10 protein-coding genes are annotated in these 16,075 nt (G+C 57.3%); all 10 read right to left on the bottom strand.

Annotated elements, in window-relative coordinates:
- Positions 1–13 precede the first annotated feature (13 nt).
- The 10 genes from tssM to J8I33_RS00850 all read right to left on the bottom strand — a co-directional run bounded on the left by tssM (position 14) and on the right by J8I33_RS00850 (position 16,053).
- Entirely contained in the window at positions 14–4,123 is a 4,110-nt protein-coding gene (gene tssM, locus J8I33_RS00895; protein ID WP_209932627.1) for a type VI secretion system membrane subunit TssM, read from the bottom strand.
- 25 nt (positions 4,124–4,148) lie between these two features.
- The gene (tssL, locus tag J8I33_RS00890) at positions 4,149–5,450 is read right to left on the bottom strand and encodes a type VI secretion system protein TssL, long form (protein ID WP_209932624.1); all 1,302 of its coding nucleotides are present in this window, start codon (positions 5,448–5,450) and stop codon (positions 4,149–4,151) included.
- Positions 5,447–5,725, bottom strand: coding sequence for a PAAR domain-containing protein (locus tag J8I33_RS00885; protein WP_209928480.1), 279 nt, complete (start codon positions 5,723–5,725; stop codon positions 5,447–5,449). The genes tssL and J8I33_RS00885 overlap by 4 nt, the downstream gene beginning before the upstream one ends.
- Positions 5,726–5,754: 29 nt before the next feature.
- Positions 5,755–6,825, bottom strand: a complete 1,071-nt coding sequence (locus J8I33_RS00880; RefSeq protein WP_209928434.1) for a DUF2167 domain-containing protein — start codon at positions 6,823–6,825, stop codon at positions 5,755–5,757.
- A gap of 110 nt (positions 6,826–6,935) precedes the next feature.
- A complete protein-coding gene (locus J8I33_RS00875; protein ID WP_209932622.1) occupies positions 6,936–7,856 on the bottom strand; it encodes a DUF6708 domain-containing protein in 921 nt (306 codons plus the stop codon).
- 79 nt (positions 7,857–7,935) lie between these two features.
- Positions 7,936–8,877, bottom strand: coding sequence for a DUF6708 domain-containing protein (locus tag J8I33_RS00870; protein WP_209928427.1), 942 nt, complete (start codon positions 8,875–8,877; stop codon positions 7,936–7,938).
- 1 nt (position 8,878) lies between these two features.
- Positions 8,879–11,434 (bottom strand): T6SS effector BTH_I2691 family protein, encoded by a 2,556-nt coding sequence (locus J8I33_RS00865; RefSeq protein WP_209932619.1) that lies wholly within the window; start codon positions 11,432–11,434, stop codon positions 8,879–8,881.
- The gene (locus J8I33_RS00860; RefSeq protein WP_124554903.1) at positions 11,431–12,282 is read right to left on the bottom strand and encodes a DUF4123 domain-containing protein; all 852 of its coding nucleotides are present in this window, start codon (positions 12,280–12,282) and stop codon (positions 11,431–11,433) included. Before J8I33_RS00860 ends, J8I33_RS00865 begins: the two co-directional genes overlap by 4 nt.
- Positions 12,283–12,289: 7 nt before the next feature.
- Positions 12,290–14,827 carry a type VI secretion system Vgr family protein gene (gene tssI / locus J8I33_RS00855; protein WP_209932617.1) on the bottom strand — a complete coding sequence of 846 codons (2,538 nt, stop codon included), beginning with the start codon at positions 14,825–14,827 and terminating at the stop codon, positions 12,290–12,292.
- A gap of 140 nt (positions 14,828–14,967) precedes the next feature.
- On the bottom strand, positions 14,968–16,053 hold the full coding sequence (locus J8I33_RS00850) for a hypothetical protein (protein WP_209928419.1): 1,086 nt from the start codon (positions 16,051–16,053) through the stop codon (positions 14,968–14,970).
- Positions 16,054–16,075 lie beyond the last annotated feature (22 nt).

Genomic DNA, 16,075 nt, shown 5'->3' with positions numbered 1-16,075 from the left:
GATTCCTTCCGATTCAGCGGGAGGCGCTTTCCGTGCTCACCGGCAACATGCCTCGCGGCAACCCCGGCGGCGGGCCGCTGTCCGGCAGGTTGAACGTCGACATCGTGCTGGGGCACCGGAACGTCTTCAGCACGTCGCTCGTGAGCGGATTCGCGACGCTCCCGGCGCTCACGACGTCGAGCGCCGCTTGTCGACCGTCGAAACTGAACGCGATGCGCGTACGGCCCGGCGTCGCCGTGTCCACCACGCGACCTTTCTGGAGCAGGCGCATCAACGCCCACGGTCCGTCCGCTGCGATCGTCGACGTGTCCGGCCGAATCCGCGGGCTGGCCGTGATTTCCGTGTGGACGCCACCGCGCGGCCCCGGCCACGTGACCGTGAAAGGCGCGACCGGACCGTGTTGATAGAGCGCAGTCTGTCCGTCGATGTCGAGCGACAGACTCATGATCGTCGGGTCAAGCTCGGGAATCCGGATGTCGACCTTCCATGTCAGTTGCTTGTGGCCGGGATCGTTGAAAAAGACATCGCGAATGGCCTTCGCATGCTCGAACGGCTCCAGGTCCGGTCCCCGCATGGGTTCGGTTGCGCCAGGCAGCGTCCGGTAGCGCCACGGCTTCGCGGCCGTGTCGACGAACGGGGCAAGCGTTTTCGTGAAGAAGTCGTCGATCAAGCCGCCCTGCGCAAATACCCGCGTGAAATCGTCGATGCCGACGTCCCGCGTGCTGTCCGGTGAAAACGGATAGGTGCCCTCGACGATCAGCCGGCACGTATCGCCCACCACCGCCTGCATCTGGCGCGACAGCAGGTGGCCAATCCCCTGATTGACTTCGCGCGAGCCGTCGGCCGAGAGCTGCAGCAATACCGCGCGGAACGGCGCGGGCATCGTGTCGGCCGTCATTTTCAATTTCGCGGCGACGTCGCTCGCCGGTGGCATGCTGTTGTTCGACAACGCATTGTCGGCGACGGTGAGCGCCGTGTAATAGTCGTTCAGCAGGTTGGTGACGCCATCCAGCCCCGTCTTGTCCGCCCGCGCGGCAACAGGCTGCGTATCGGACTGCGCATCCACGCTCCCCGTCACGACCTCGCGCAGCGCCGCGAAGTGATTGTCGACGAGTTCCCGTTCAACGCGCTCCGACGCCCGAATACCCGACGCCTTGTCCGCCTTCTGATTGAGCTGGTCGGCGGCCCGCTGCAGCAGCGAACCGTCCGACGCAGCGAGCGGCTGCGTGAGCGTCGTCTCGCGCACGGCCGCGCGGGCCAGCCGCACGAGCGGCGAATCGGGCGCCGCGAAGCTGCGCAGCACCTTCAGATTGAACGCAAGGCTCGTACCGCTCACGGTGCGAATGTCGTCGAGAAACGCGTCCCATTGCTGCGCATATTCCATCAGGTATTCGCGGCGGACCGCGTCGGTCAACGCATCGTCCGCGCCGGTCGCGCTGCTCACGATCTCAGCCGTTTTTTTTTGAGCCGAATCCGACGAACCCGCCAGATACGAGCGCCCCATCACCCACGCATCGTCGTCTCGCGCGATTTGCACGAATTCCGGTAATCGCTTGTCGAACAGATTCCGATAGCCTTCGAACGTGAAGAGCCCCGACACGCCGCGCGACAACGGTGCATCGCTCGCTCGCGTGAACACCGTGCCGGCCTGCGGGCCGATCGCGCGCAGCAACGTAAATTCGTCGGGCGCCTCCTTGAGCATGGCTGCCTTCGCGCGCTGGTAAAGGCGATCGGTTGCGTTGCTGCCGTCGAGAAACGCGCGCGCCTGCTGCACCAGCGCATCGTTGCGGATGAGCGGCGACTGCACCACGCGCGCTCCGGAGAAAAGCTGCTGCACGTGGTCGATCATCGACACACGTCCACCGAAAACCGCCGCGCTGTCGGTCTTCGCCCAGTCGTCGAGCACCCATGCCTTGACGTCATCCGCGTTGAACTTCGCCTTGTCGTACAGCATCAGGTAGACGCGCAGCGCATCGTAGGCGGCCTTCGGGTCCTTGCTGGCGATCGCCCGGGACATGACGTCTTCCAGGCGGTGCACGATCTGCGGCAGCAACAGGTTGTCCTCCAGCACGTCATACGCATGGCGGCTTTCGGTGGCAATGTCCGCCGACGTGTAGAGACCGTAGCGCCACGTGCTGTCCGGATTCGACAGGTCCAGACCGGGGAAGGTCGGCAGATCGCGCGCGTCGGTCAGCGTGTCCGGCACGGCCTCCGGTTTGGGTGCCTTGTAGAGCTGGGTGACGCGCGCCGCAAGCGCCTGCACCTTGCGGTCAACCGCATCGAGATAGTCGCTGTTGTGGCCGAAGCTCGCGCGGAGTCCGATTGCCAGCCACACGAACAACACCAGCGCCAATGTGTGGCCGATCAGGCGCGAGAGGCGGTAACGATATTCCCAGCGCAGGTTGGGGCTCACCAGATGCGCTTCAGGGAACACGACGCGAGTCAGGAGATCGTGCAAGAAGAAACCCTGATTGCCCTCGGCGCGCGCGGGTGAAACGGGCGCGTGTTTCTGAGTCGACAGAAGACGTTGAACGACTGTGTTGCGCTTCGCAACGAGCTCGCCATCCCGTTGCCGCGCACTCGTGAAATATACGCCGCGCAACGTCGAATGGAGCTGGGTGTCGTCGTAACGCGAATCGAGGAACACGCGGTCGATCATCTCGAGCAGCGGTCCGAGCAGCGCGGCGAACTCCTCGGGCAACGCGGCAAGCGATCGGCGCTTGTGCGATTCGTATTCGTCCTGCAAATGCGTATCGATCGAAGCGCTGAGCCGTTGCGCAAGTTCGGCGAGTTCCGTATGGCAGCGCGCGCGCAGCCCTTGCTTCGCAACGGTTTCCTTGCCATACGGAAGCGCGAAGCCCCATGCCTGCGCCCGCCCCTCGGCTGTCAGCGCGCCGAAATACTCGGCGAAGCCTGTCAGACGATCCATCTTCGTGACGACCACATAAACAGGAAAACGAATACCCAGCTCCTGCCTCAGTTCCGCCAGCCGCGCGCGCAACGCGGCAGCCTCCGCCACGCGCGCCTGTTCGTCGGCGCTTGCCAACGTCGCAAGATCGATCGTCAGCAACGCGCCGTTGATCGGTGCGCGAGGACGATGCCGGCGCAGCATGCCCAGAAATCCGAGCCACTCCGCACGATCCACCTTCTGTCGGCGTTCGCCCGTACCCGGGCCAGGCGACACGACATGGCCGCTGGCCATCGACGTTGCAGCGGCTTTCGAGTGCGACGCCTCGTTCTGCTTCTCATCTTCTCCAGCACCATCCGCAGCCGGCTCGGCATCGGCGCCGGCCTTGCCCGGAACGCGGGTTGCGGGCTTTCCCGTTTCCTCAGTGGGCGCGCCGACGTCATCAGCCGTCGACGTGCCATGACGCGTGTAGTAGCCGGCCGTGTCGATCAATACAGCCTCGTTGGTCAACCACCAGTCCACCGCGGCAGCGTCGCCGACAGGCGTCCCGGCCGCGCGCTGCATCTGCTCGGCAACGGGAAACGCCAACCCACCGCTCATCAGTACGCTCGTCTTGCCGGACGCGTGCGAACCGAGCGTGATGTACCAAGGCAGTTCGTACAAATAGCGCTTGCCCTGGAATAGCTTGCCAAGACCACGCGCGCCGGTACGCATCGATTGCAGGCGCACGAGCGCGCTCGTCACGATCCCTTCGATTTTCCGCAGGCGGGCTGCAGCAGGCGACTCATTCTTGCGGCGATCCATGCGCAGCATCTTCTTCATGAACGCATCGTCTTCGCGCATTTTTTGCCACACGCGGACGATCCAGAAGAGGACAAAAGCCGCCACGATCAGTGCGATCGCGGTGAGTCGGGCCGACACGGGCTCGAACGGCGTTGCATGGCCAAGCGACAGCAGCGGCGCCGCATACCAGATCAGCAGGCACAGCAACGCGATGAACACGATGCTCGTCGACACGCCCACGAGCCAGAGCAGCACACCGGCGAGCAACAGCGCGATCAGCAGCACGCGGATGCCGGCGCCGGCGAGCGGCTTGAGCCCGCCGAACGCGAAAAACGGGCCGACGAACCAGATCACGAGCGAAACGACGATCAGTGCGAGGAACGCGAGGAACTGGCGCGAGGCCAGAAACGACAGGAACTGGAACTTCTTCATGTGTTATTCCGGAAACGGATCTGGCTTAGCGTGCGACGTCGATCTCGACGCGCCGGTTTTGCGCGCGCCCCTGCGCGGTGCGGTTGTCGCCGACCGGATCGGCATCGCCCTTGCCGACGGCTTCGAGCCGGTTCGCCGGCACGCCGGCGGTTTGCAGCATCTGCATGACCTGGGTGGCGCGTTCTTCCGACAGCATCTGATTCGATGCGAAATGTCGGCTGCGAATCGGCACGTTGTCCGTGTAGCCAATGATCGTGACCTTGCCCGGCACCTTGGCGATCTCTGTGGCGATCTTCGAAATCAGCGGATTCATCGATGCCTGAACCGAAGCGCCACCGGGCTTGAACATGGCGTCGCCGCGGAACGTGACGGCGCTGTGGCGGGCATCCTCGACGACGCTTACCGTGCCTGCCGCGATTTCGTCCTCGAGCAACTGTTTGAGATGCAGTTGTGGAGGCGGTGCAGGCGGCGGCGTCATGCGGGCGATGTCGGCAATCTGCTTCTGGACGTCCGCGCTGCGGCTGAACAGTTCGTACTTGAACCATCCGAACAGGCCGAGCAGGATGACCGACAGGATCGTGACGGTGATCCATACCGGAAAATCGGTGAACGACAAGCGTTTGCCTGTCGCGGGCGATTGCCAGTGGGGCGATAGCGTCAGCGGCACGGGTTCGCGCTGAGACGTGATCACGTTGTAGAGCCGTTGACGAATCGCGTCGTGCTTGCGCTTGCCGTCGGTCATGTCCCGGTAGCGACCTTGGAAACCGAGGCTGAGAATGCGGTAGATCACTTGAAGGAGGTCCCGGTGCTCATCCGGATCTTCCAGCAAGCGCCCAATCAGAAGATAGACCTTGTCGCCGCCCTTGAGATCTCCGTGGAAAGTGGTCGCAAGTCCCCCTTGGATCCATTCGATCGCCGACGAGCCTTCATTGCCCCATGCGGTTTGCGTTGCGGCTTCGTCGAGTGCCGTGCACAGGCAGTAGCTCGCGCCGATCATGTGGTCGCGGCGGATGTTTGCCTGCTCGCAGAGCTTCTCGAACGCGTGGACCTCCTCCACAAGAAGCCTGCGCAACAGCACGACTGCATCTTTCGACTCAAACGTTTCGGGCATGTCGGCCTGCGCACGCAGCAAGACGCGCGATGCCTCGAGCAACGGGTTCCGAGCGGCCAGGATTGCATTCAGTCGCTGCGATTCAACTTCTCCCGACGGGATGACGTAAGTCTTCAGGTTTAGATCTGGATCGACGGTATCGGCAAACGTTGGAGCATCGACGGGAACCGATACGTCCTGCTTCTGGCCACCCAGATATTTCGCACGATCCATCATCCGATCCTCGCAACGGTATTGCTGACTAGCGCACATCCACACTCGGTGCGATGCCCGTGCAAAGCCACTCGAATTCCACCGACCATCAGCGTCGGGTGAGCTTCGATAATCCTGTTTACTCCGTGCAGACGACCATCCGGATAACGTTGGGGACAATCAACCAGATCGTGAAGTCGCGCGACAGGCTTGCCGCTGACCGTGTGTGTGGCGGAGCCTGTAATGATCCGGCCTCCGTGATCGGTGCCGTCTCCTAATACTGCAATGGGAATAGACATAATTTTTCCTCGCTGCACGTTTTTCATCGTTATCGGGATTTCTTGGCTCGCGGCCATCGCAATCGCAGAAGCAACATGAGCAACAATGAATATCCAAGCAAGAGTCGTGGACTGGCCAGCCAGCTGCATCTGTCAAATAAGCTCGGCGCTGCTCTTAGAGCCTCCCCGGAAATGAACTCGCTCAATTTAAATTTGGCTCTCCTGTCTCCCGCACGATGATCCGCATAGCTTTCGTCACTATCGAATCTAATGCCATCGGCCAATGCACGAAATTGATCTGGAAATCTGCCGCGCAGGGCCAATTCAGCGACAACAGCCATATCACGAGTTGCTGTCTCGTCTATGGCGGTGGTACGCAGCATGACCATATCGCGTCGACCAAGTGTCAGACTGTTGTAGTACGTTTTAGGCTCGGGTCGCCCAATAGCCTGCAGTGCTGGCTCGCCTACTTTGTTCACGTCAAGGCTTCCATCGAGGAATGGGAAAACCATATATGCCCAATCGACCCGGTGACGGGATGCATCCCATGACGGATGATCAACCCAAAAGACGTCGGAGACGACGTGGAATGGCATCTTGCCGGTTTCATTTTCTCGTATTACCAGCCTCACACTTTCAAGATCAAACGTGGCATTATCGTTTATAAATTCGTTCGCCGGGATATATCCCGGCCTTTTCACAACGAGTTGTGCCGTCCAACTTCCGTCCTCAGGGCCGATCGATGCATGTAGCGTATCGATTTTGCCAACGCTCTCGCCTCGCTTTCCTGGAGAAAGTGATCGAGCAGCCTTACCTGGCGGAAGATAGCGGTATCCGGGAGGCAATTCGATACTTGCAGAACCATCTAACCGGATAAGCGCCGGTCCGTACTGCCATCCTGCAACATGGCCTTTTCCTGACATCGACTCGTTTTCACGTATTGATTGCACCCTGAGAATGGACATCGAATCATCGTTCTCCGGGGTGACATTCTCAGTTTCCTCATAAATTTCACTCAATACGGATGATCGATATGAATTGAGATCGGAAGCATGGGAAGAATCATTCAGATTGCAACCGAGCACAATGAAAAGCAACGCAAAGCACAGCCAAACTCTCATGATGTATTTTCCCACCCTGAAGGCGACCTGCAGTTGACGAGGCACTTCCTTGAGCAGAATCCCGTGTAGCCAATTTCAGTTTCCAGTCACAACGCATCAATCAAACATTTTCAAACAGGTTCCATTGGAATTTTCTCCGGATTGCGTGACGCATCGCGCAGATACGGATCAAAAAAATCTACCTGGCACGCAGCCTCAATTTCCGTCGGCCATTCCGGAATCTTGCTTGTACGCATCGCGAACCATCGTCCCAGCGATCCCACAAAGAAAACAGGAGAAAGCAATATCTGTCCGATAGGTTGACCATTCAGCGAAAAGAACATATACCTGAGACCGACCTTATATTTTTCACGTCGCTTGGCAATATCGTGGCACCAGTAGACATCGCGATAGACCGAAGCCGGGCCTTCCTCCATGTATCGACGGATGAATTCCCAGCCGTGCTTCAACTGATCCACCAACATCGTGTCGCCGGGCAAAGCAAATGTCTCTCGGACCGTTTCTCCATCCATGTCGAGTACATGGGCGCGAACATCCCAATTTTGCCAACCGGCCATTCGTTCACAACGACCGAGAGTGAAAAATATATCGTCCCACTTAGCTTCCATCACCGTTCCATTTCGCCGGAACACATACACCATTCTATTTTTATAATTAAATCTTATCGGGAAATGCGTCCATGAAAATGACTCTTTCAAAAGCAGCCATATCATCAGCATCCAGTACGGGATAGATACCCCCAAAAAGATCAACAGCCCCAAAAACTCCACCCCAACCGTCAAAATAAGCGGAATAAAAAATGAATAAATCGGGACCATCACACCAATTAAACAGACAGCCGTCATCGCCCCCCTATAAATAAACCATCGATCAACATACTCCAGATATGTTGAATTAATTTTCACAACTGAGATGTTATAAAACGGCAGAATATCGATTCGCATCTTTTGGCGAAATTGATTGGATCGCTCCTCATCTGTCAGCTTTCGATTGACGCGATATTTTTTTGCATAGAGTCCCGTGTAGTCCATGTCAGTTCTCGCTTGCAGTCACTAGGCCGCGCATTTTGTTTCCGAATCTAGATAGTGCCTTCTAAGTCAAGCTGCCACTTCACATCGGCTCCATCGGAATTTTCTCGGGGTTGCGCGACGCATCACGAAGATACGGATCAAAAGGATCCACCTGGCACGCAGCCTCAATTTCAGCAGGCCATACCGGAATCTTGCTCGTGCGCATCGCGAACCATCGGCCCAACGACGCCACAAAGAAAACGGGAGAGAGCAATATCTGGCCGATAGGCTGACCATTTAGCGAAAAGAACATGTACCTGAGGCCAACCCTGTATTTTTCACGCCGCTCTGCAATATCGTGGCACCAGTAGACGTCGCGATAGACCGAGGCCGGACCTTCCTCCATGTATCGCCGGATGAACTCCCAACTGTGCTTCAACTGATCCGCTAGCATTGTGTCGCCGGGCAGAGCGAATGTCTCTCGTACCGTTTCTCCATCTGCATCGAGTATATGGCCGCGAATATCCCAATTTTGCCGACCAGCCATTCGCTCACAACGCCCAAGGGTAAAAAATATATCACTCCATTTCGCTTTCAAAATCGAACCATTCGGCTTAAAAATATACACCATACGATTTCTATAATTAAATCTAATTGGAAAATGTGTCAACCCAAATGACTCCTTGAACAGCCCCCACATAAGGAGCAGCCACAATGGAGCCACAAAAGGAAGAGCAAAAAACATGAAACTAAAATCCGATATTTTCGGAATTAAATGCACCGGCGAGAGCATGTACAACGGCATTGCAATCACGCTCGCAGTTATTGAAAAAAAATACAGACATATAGCCGTCATGAATCCCCGATGAATAAACCAACGATCAACACATTCGAGATACGTCGAATTCATTCTGACCACGGAAATGTTGTAGAACGGTGAAATATCGAGCGACATTCCTTGACAGAGCCGATTGGACCTCTCCTCATCAGTCAGTTTTCGATTGATACGGTATTTCTTCGCATAAAGTCCCGTGTAGTCCATGTCACCCCCCAGTCGCGATCACCAAGTCGCTCATTTCAGCATCTACATTTTGATAGCGGTCTTTCGCGTCCAAGACTCCCCAGTAGCAACGCTTCAGCCACTTGTCGATCTTGTCGTCCTGCAGAAATGTGGCAATCACGCCCGATCCAACGAAAACCAAAATCGCAAAAATCGACCAAAGTACAGAACCGACTGCGATCAGGAGTGCGGCAGCCATTCCCGAAAACGCCGAAACAAAAAGTGCTCCCGATAGCGCGAAGTTTTTCTGCTGATAAGCTTCAAACGCATTCTTCCCATCCCAAAATGCGTTAATTCCAGCAGCCAAGATTCCCAGACCTTTCGATACAACCCCGAACACACGTCCGACGACCTCCAACATCACGGCACGCCCTCTTAGCAAAGTCGTCTCAGCCAAACTGCCAGCAGCCCTCGCTATGGAGTCGGCCACCGTGGAGCCCAACGCGATCACTGCGCTGCCCAACCGGAACTGACTCTCCAGCATGTCGCCTTTCATCGAACCCGCCAGATCTTTCGACACCTTTTGATATGCAGCCCACTGAAATAGTCCCGCTAGCATGTTGCCGACAAACGGTATCGCTTTACCCGCGGTTGCTACCCTCTGCGACAGATTGATCCGTTCCCGCCAAGCCGACAGATTCAGTCTCTCGATCTCCTCGGCGGAACGAATTGAGTTCGCGAGCCATTTGGCCTGTTCGGTCTTGCTCCGTCCTTTTGGCATGCCTTTGATCGACTCCTCGTCGATCATCACCAGGAACTTCGACGAGACGACCGTACTCATCGGCTCCCCCCGAATCTGGAGACGGCGCAAGGCGAGCGACACCTCTCTCTGGAGAGCATTTTTGCCAATATCCTTACTGCCCGATGATTGCAAGAGTTGACGGATAAGCGACGCGCGATATGTCTTGTACGAGCCAGTCAACGCGACCGGCACGACCGCTCGGCCGCTAATCACGCCGCACGCGACCAGGGCATGACGAACCGGCCCATCCGCCGCACTTTGCAGCACCTGGGTGATCGACCCGCCGAGCGATGCCAGCAATTTACCCAGCACCTCCGGCGCCTGCTTGGCTACACCATCGATGGAATTGTTGAACGCCAGCATCAGACCGTCCCAGCCGACAGCCTGCCACGTGACCTCTGGCTTGAGGCTTTCCGAAAATTTCCTCTTGTTGCTTTCAAGATTCAGAACGATGCCGCGCAACACGATATTCTTGTCATCGGAAATCACGCCGTTAAGCCAGCGCCCATACAACTGCGCGCAAGGCTTGAATTGCTCCGTGCCTTGGATGCACGCGGTGAGAATGCGAGCGTAGACGAGCCCAACGTCGGCCGAAGTGTCGTCGTGTGTGCACTCCAGATAGTTCCGCATCTGGTTGCTTGTCATCCACTGAACGTGAGACGCTGCCAACGGATGCAGCGTCTCGTCGCGGAACCGACCATACTCTTTGTTGAACTCACCCTGCCATTTACCACGCGCATCTTCGTCGTAGTCGAGCGCATACTTCGCCCACGATTTCGATGAAACTTTGCGTAGATCCGCCACCGTGGTATCAGGAAGTTTCGGTGGATTGGCCACGTAAGTGATACGCCCAAGCCCATCCGGAACGTAATGTCCGTCTTCCTCAAGTTCGTCGCCCGCCACAATCTCATTCATCTCCGCCCGATCGGCGACTGCACCCTGAAGGCTCAGAATTGCGGTAGAGACGCTCAGTTTTCTCGATCGGTCGGCAACGGCCATAAAGCTGTCATGAAGCTCGATGGTTCGAGCGCCGATTTCTGCAGCCATGCTTGCTGGATCATCTACGACCAGCATGGCAGCAGGTTGGGGCCCCAGTGACGAGGCGGCGCGCAACAGGCCGTCTGTTGTCGACGCCCGAGAGTTGAACCCATAGGGTGAAAAGGCAAAGGTTTCGACCTTCGCTTTCGGCGAATACTCCGCCACAACGGATGCCACGTCGTTCAAGGTCTCGGCATGAGATGCCTTACGGTTTCCCATCCACTTTTTCACATCGAATACGCGCATGTGGCGACTACGATACCCCTCGTCCTGATGGAGTTGAAGCACGCGCATCGTCCATTCCGCATCGGAATAGCCAACCCAGATTCGCCTCGCGCTAGTTGGGTTTTTTACCGTAATGCAGGCCGCGATTTCCCGATGCCCTGTCTTGTCGCAAGGTTCACGGCCCACGGCATAAGCACCATTCAACGGCACGCCCACCGGCACCTTCATCAGATAGCCATGCTTGGTAATCCAGTACTTCTCCCACACCCCGCGTTCGTCGTACACGTATAGGAAGCCACTGCGCAATGTCCGGCCCGTATAGGCGGCCGCTCCTTTCAACGGAAGATTCTTTCCCCCATCACTATCAACGGGATGCAGATTGTCAGGCAGCTTTGGTGCGCCAGAATCGGGATGCATGACTGCTGCGCGAATCGGGAGAATTGCAAGGCCTGATTTTCGGCAAAACTCGCAGTCGCCCAATGCAGTCTCTTTTGCCTTAGCCAATGATGTCGATGAAGAACTTGCGTTGGTCACGGTGCCTCCTGCTTCTGGTTAATCCGTTCGATGTCTGCGATCAAGTTGTTCCATTCTTTCTCCGAGAACAATGCCGTCGCTTGTGCGTAGAGTCCGGGCGTTGCGACCGCATCTCGGAGATGAGGCACCAGCTTCGGGTGGTTGCTGAAACCGCGGCCGAGAAGGTAACCGTGCCGCGCAAAAGCCACGCAGTCGTGCGCATTCACCAGACCGAACTCGCTCTGAGCCACGCCCAGCCATTGATTTATCTCCTGACTGCGGCGCCACATCCTCTTTATGTCTAGGGGTTCCGGCATTGTCGCGAGCGCATCATTGACCAGCCCCACGTTGGTCAACGCAATCGATTGGAACTCGTCGAGCTTGCTCCACCGGGCTTCCGGTCTGCCGCTGAACTCGAGTTCATACCAGAGGCCCTGAAAGGGCAGCCACCAGCGACTCGCGCCGTCGCAAAGCGAGGCAAGATGCGGAAGTGGCAACACCCACAGCAGATGAACGAACACGGCAGGGTCTGCAAAGCGCAGCAGCGCACGCGAGTCATCGTCCAATGTGATGACGACGTGGCGAGCCAATTGACGCGCTTGGGCCTCGGCACTCAATTCGCTGCAGATCAACATCGCCGCCCCGACCTCTGCAGAGTCACTGATCAGATACTGCTCGACCCGTTCACGCTGGGTATCATCAAGCTCCTTGAGGCGAAGCACTGCCGGGAGCAAATGGCGTTCATTTGCAAGCCAGTCAGGCATGACATCATGCCAAGGCAAATCTTCCGCCCAATCCTGAATGAGGAGACGATCAGCGAGCAGATGCGTACTGACCGACATTGCATCGGAAAGTGAGTAGCTTTGCATGCGTCCCTCACGAAAGCGGCACGATCGCCGCATGCTGAGCCGCCGCTTTGACCGTACTCAGCTCACAGACCTTTAGTTCGGCGGCCGGCACATCTGCCGGCGAACTTTTCGGTCCCGGCATCTGGTGAGTTGCGGCATAGGACTGCCACTGTCCCGGCGTGCCGTTGGTAATACCGGAATGATTGAGCGTGATGAAGCTCTTCCCGCCACGTAGCGATAGTTCCTCTTCGGCCCAGATTTCAATCCGCGTCGCGGTCTGCCGGATCCTGATTTTCGCCATCAGGTTAATGGCGTCCTTGAGGGCTTCGATGTCGATTGAGCCAGCGCCGGCAATAAGTTTGATCCCCGCCTCGTAGACAAATATCCGCAATTTTTCCTTGACGGTTGCAAACAGCGATCGTCCAGTCGCAATGCCAAGATGTTCGCCCGTCGTCAACGCCAAGTGCTCACCGCTTGCGACGTGCGTGCTACGCGCTGTTGTTGTCTGGATGCCGGCCGGACTGGCAAGCGTCAGGTGTGGCTCGACAAACTCCGGAAACGGGGCATCGTCTGACGTTGCTCCACCTCGTATCGCATCGTTCTGAACGCTCAACGCGGCCGCTATCTCACTTTGATCGCCGTTCGCGTCCTGCGCAAAGTTTTGCTGAGCCAGCTCAGTCAAACGTTCATGGGTGTCGCGCGCGTCCGTGAGTCGCTGGACCGTCTCACCCATATCCTTGGCACGCCCCTGCGTATCCAGCCGTGCCTCGGTCGTAATCAGCATTCCCATCGCCGAGCGCACCACGCCCCACAGGCTCGTTACTAATTCGAAGCCCCGACCACGCTCATCCTGCCGCCCCGCATTCCCGGCAATGCGCGTGATATACCCCAGATTCAACTGCGAGGCGCCTTCGTCACTCGACAGGTGCGCCTGAATTTTTCCGTTCGTATCGTCGAAGGCGAGCGTATTCGCCCGACGACCGCCGATCTCCCTGCTGCGATAGCCGGCCAGTGCCTGATTCTCCGGCAATGCGAACGGCGGCATGTTGAATGCATTGGCCGCACTCCCCATGATGATCGGCAAGTCCGGATCGCCATTGACGAAAGCGACTTCGACCTCATGGCCTCGGCGCGGTAGAAAAATTCCGCCGAACTGATCGCCATGCCACGCGCCGGCCACGCGCACCCAGCAACTTGAACGCTCGTCGTTATTGCCAAGCCGGTCCCACAGAAACTGGAGCTTCACCCGGCCATAGGCATCGGTCCAGATTTCCTGATTTTCCGGACACGTCACGATGGCATATTCAACGCCCGTCATGCGCGGCTTCGCAATCGTACGCAGCAACCGGAATGGCTCATTGGTCGGCTGCACCGTAAAATCAGCTTCGCAACTGTATCGCTGGCCGGAACCCGACGCTTCGCCAATCTCCTCGATCGTCAGCTTGCAGGAGATCACCGCATACTCGCGATTCGCCGCATCCTGCGGATAGTGCGACAGCACGAATGTCTGGCCGGTCACCACGCCACGCAGGTTGCCTTTGCCGTAAGCCCTCAACCCCTGACAACGCCAAGCCTCCATCTGCACCAGCGTCAGGTACTCCGCTTCCGTGCGCGGCTCGTTGTGATCGCCCGAGAGTCCAGCCGCACCAGCTTGCGGCTGCGCGTAATCGCCCCATGTGTATTGCTCCTGGTGGGCGAGCCCCGTGTCGCGAGGATCTTCGCGCGTCACCTTCAGATCCGCACGCGGCAACGTATAGTCGTAGTCGACGCTCGTCACCGCACCTGTGGTCAGCGCATGGGAGACCGAGAAATCCTGAATGTGCTCCTCGTCAAGCCGCCGACCAGTCGGCGGCTCGTAGCGAAGCGCAACATAAGCGTCACCAAGCGGTTTGAGCGCGCCCATCGAGTCACATAGCACGAGCCGATGCTTGCCTTCGCTATGCTCGAAGAAGTAGTAGATACCCCACTCTTCCCACAGACGCTGCAGGAACACCCAGTCGCTTTCGAGGTGCTGGCGTTGAATGTCCCGCTTGGGCCATGCCTTGTTCGGCCGCGGTGTCGTGAGCCGTTTTTCGACCGGGAACGGATAGGACGAGAGCACCGCATCAGTGATCTCGATCACGGACATGCCCTGGAAGATACGACAGTCGCAATTCTTGGTTGCATGCCAGAGCCACGGCCGCAGTGTGAGCGCATACACGATCGAACTACCATCCTCGCGCACGATCGTCGCGTGGCTGACGATACCGGTGATCTCGCGTGCGCCCGCACCGAGATTGGCCATGCCAGCATTGCCGGCCAAGCCGGGGATGAAGCGGCCCTTGCCCTCGAGCTGAATCGATACGGTCACTTCCGTGCCGATCAGCTCGTCGAGTTCGACGTTCGCCGCGACGCTCTGCGAAAACCCGAGTGAATCCGGTGTTTTCAACTCAAGCGTGTACTCGAACAGTTCTCCAATGGTTTCGTCACCAGTGAGTTTTACGGGCGTCAGGATCGACTGCCCGCCGCACAGCGGTAGCGCAGCACCGGAAACCGACAATGTCCGGCTCACATCAAATAAAGCCATTCCGGCATCTCCATTGAATCACTTGATTCACCGACGAGCTATAACTATGCGGGTCTCTTCGTTGCCACTGGCGCCAACGCCCGCACCACCGCGCAGGTCAACTGTCTAGCCCAGCCTCGAATTTCTTTATCTACTGCCTTTCATCGCATCGCTTCCGGCACGACGGACTTCGCACAAGCGACCATAGCTTTTCCTATCCTTTTAAGGTCAGGCGATTCGTCGTGCTCGAGCGAATGCCCCACCTTCGACATTGCCGTATAGCTACCTCGCTGAGCAGCCAGAAGAATTTCTGGCGACATAGATCCAGAGAACCTGCCCCCCAGACCAGTCGCAGCCAAATCATTCGAGAATTCCAAATAGACCGGACCTATCTGGTGAGACACCAACCATTCCTTCAATTGCAGCACTCGGTAAAACAATGCAAGATTGTTTCCGCGACGGATAACATCTCTGTACTTCGCATATACGAACCATCGAGCCTGCCAATTGCCCTTTCGGGCCGCCAGCATGACACCGTCCCACGTAGCGTCATTCACCTTGCCAGAGCCAGACTCGGCCATGAAATTCTCCACGGCGCTTTTGTCCGGAACTGCGCCAAATTCCGCAGGTGTTTTGCAACGAAAATTCTCGAATGAATCGCCCGATTCGGCAAACACGACGACATCCTCTGATATGCGATCCGTGAGTCTGCTCCAGCGCAAGCGCACATCGTCTTGCGGCCATTCTTTCGGCAACGGCCCAAGCCACGCCAGTGGATCGTCATTATTTTCCGCTATTTCTCTATAAATACTCAGCTGCGTCTGGACTATTTGGTTCTTCTCGGCTTCTTCGATCGCAGCTTCCTGCCCACGCCTCTTGCGCGATTCTGGCGCATCGAAACCGTCAATATGTCTCGAATCATTCATCTTGACGCAACGTTCGAAGTCGGCGTTCCAGCATCGCGGCTCAACGTAATAGTCCAGGCGACGATTGACAGTTTCAAGCACATACTCCGTCGCGTCGGATTCGGAAACGACGCGAGCGTTACCGTTCTCATCAGTCACCCCACCGATCAGAGTCCGCCCGCCGATCGTCATCCATTTATAAGGTTCGCTTACCAACGGCATCCGACAATCTTCGTCCTGACAGAGCCTGATCATCGAGTCTGACGCTGCCAACACCCCGCTTGCGAGAACCGACAAAATCAACGCCGGAATACTTCTTTTCAAGAGAAAAATATTGCGCATATACGAGATTTATCCAAAAATT

Source organism: Burkholderia sp. AcTa6-5 (assembly GCF_017815075.1).
Lineage (GTDB): Bacteria > Pseudomonadota > Gammaproteobacteria > Burkholderiales > Burkholderiaceae > Burkholderia > Burkholderia sola.
The sequence above is the reverse complement of the archived record's forward strand: the minus strand, read 5'-3'. Positions and strand labels throughout refer to the sequence as shown.

Bases quoted from the DNA above. Each gene is read 5' to 3' on its own strand.
- tssI (WP_209932617.1), bottom strand. From the start codon at position 14,827: ATGGCTTTATTTGATGTGAGCCGGACATTGTCGGTTTCCGGTGCTGCG.
- tssL (WP_209932624.1), bottom strand. From the start codon at position 5,450: ATGATGGATCGTGCGAAATATCTGGGTGGCCAGAAGCAGGACGTATCG.
- tssM (WP_209932627.1), bottom strand. From the start codon at position 4,123: ATGAAGAAGTTCCAGTTCCTGTCGTTTCTGGCCTCGCGCCAGTTCCTC.
- J8I33_RS00850 (WP_209928419.1), bottom strand. From the start codon at position 16,053: ATGCGCAATATTTTTCTCTTGAAAAGAAGTATTCCGGCGTTGATTTTG.
- J8I33_RS00880 (WP_209928434.1), bottom strand. From the start codon at position 6,825: ATGAGAGTTTGGCTGTGCTTTGCGTTGCTTTTCATTGTGCTCGGTTGC.
- J8I33_RS00885 (WP_209928480.1), bottom strand. From the start codon at position 5,725: ATGTCTATTCCCATTGCAGTATTAGGAGACGGCACCGATCACGGAGGC.
- J8I33_RS00860 (WP_124554903.1), bottom strand. From the start codon at position 12,282: ATGCAAAGCTACTCACTTTCCGATGCAATGTCGGTCAGTACGCATCTG.
- J8I33_RS00875 (WP_209932622.1), bottom strand. From the start codon at position 7,856: ATGGACTACACGGGACTCTATGCAAAAAAATATCGCGTCAATCGAAAG.
- J8I33_RS00870 (WP_209928427.1), bottom strand. From the start codon at position 8,877: ATGGACTACACGGGACTTTATGCGAAGAAATACCGTATCAATCGAAAA.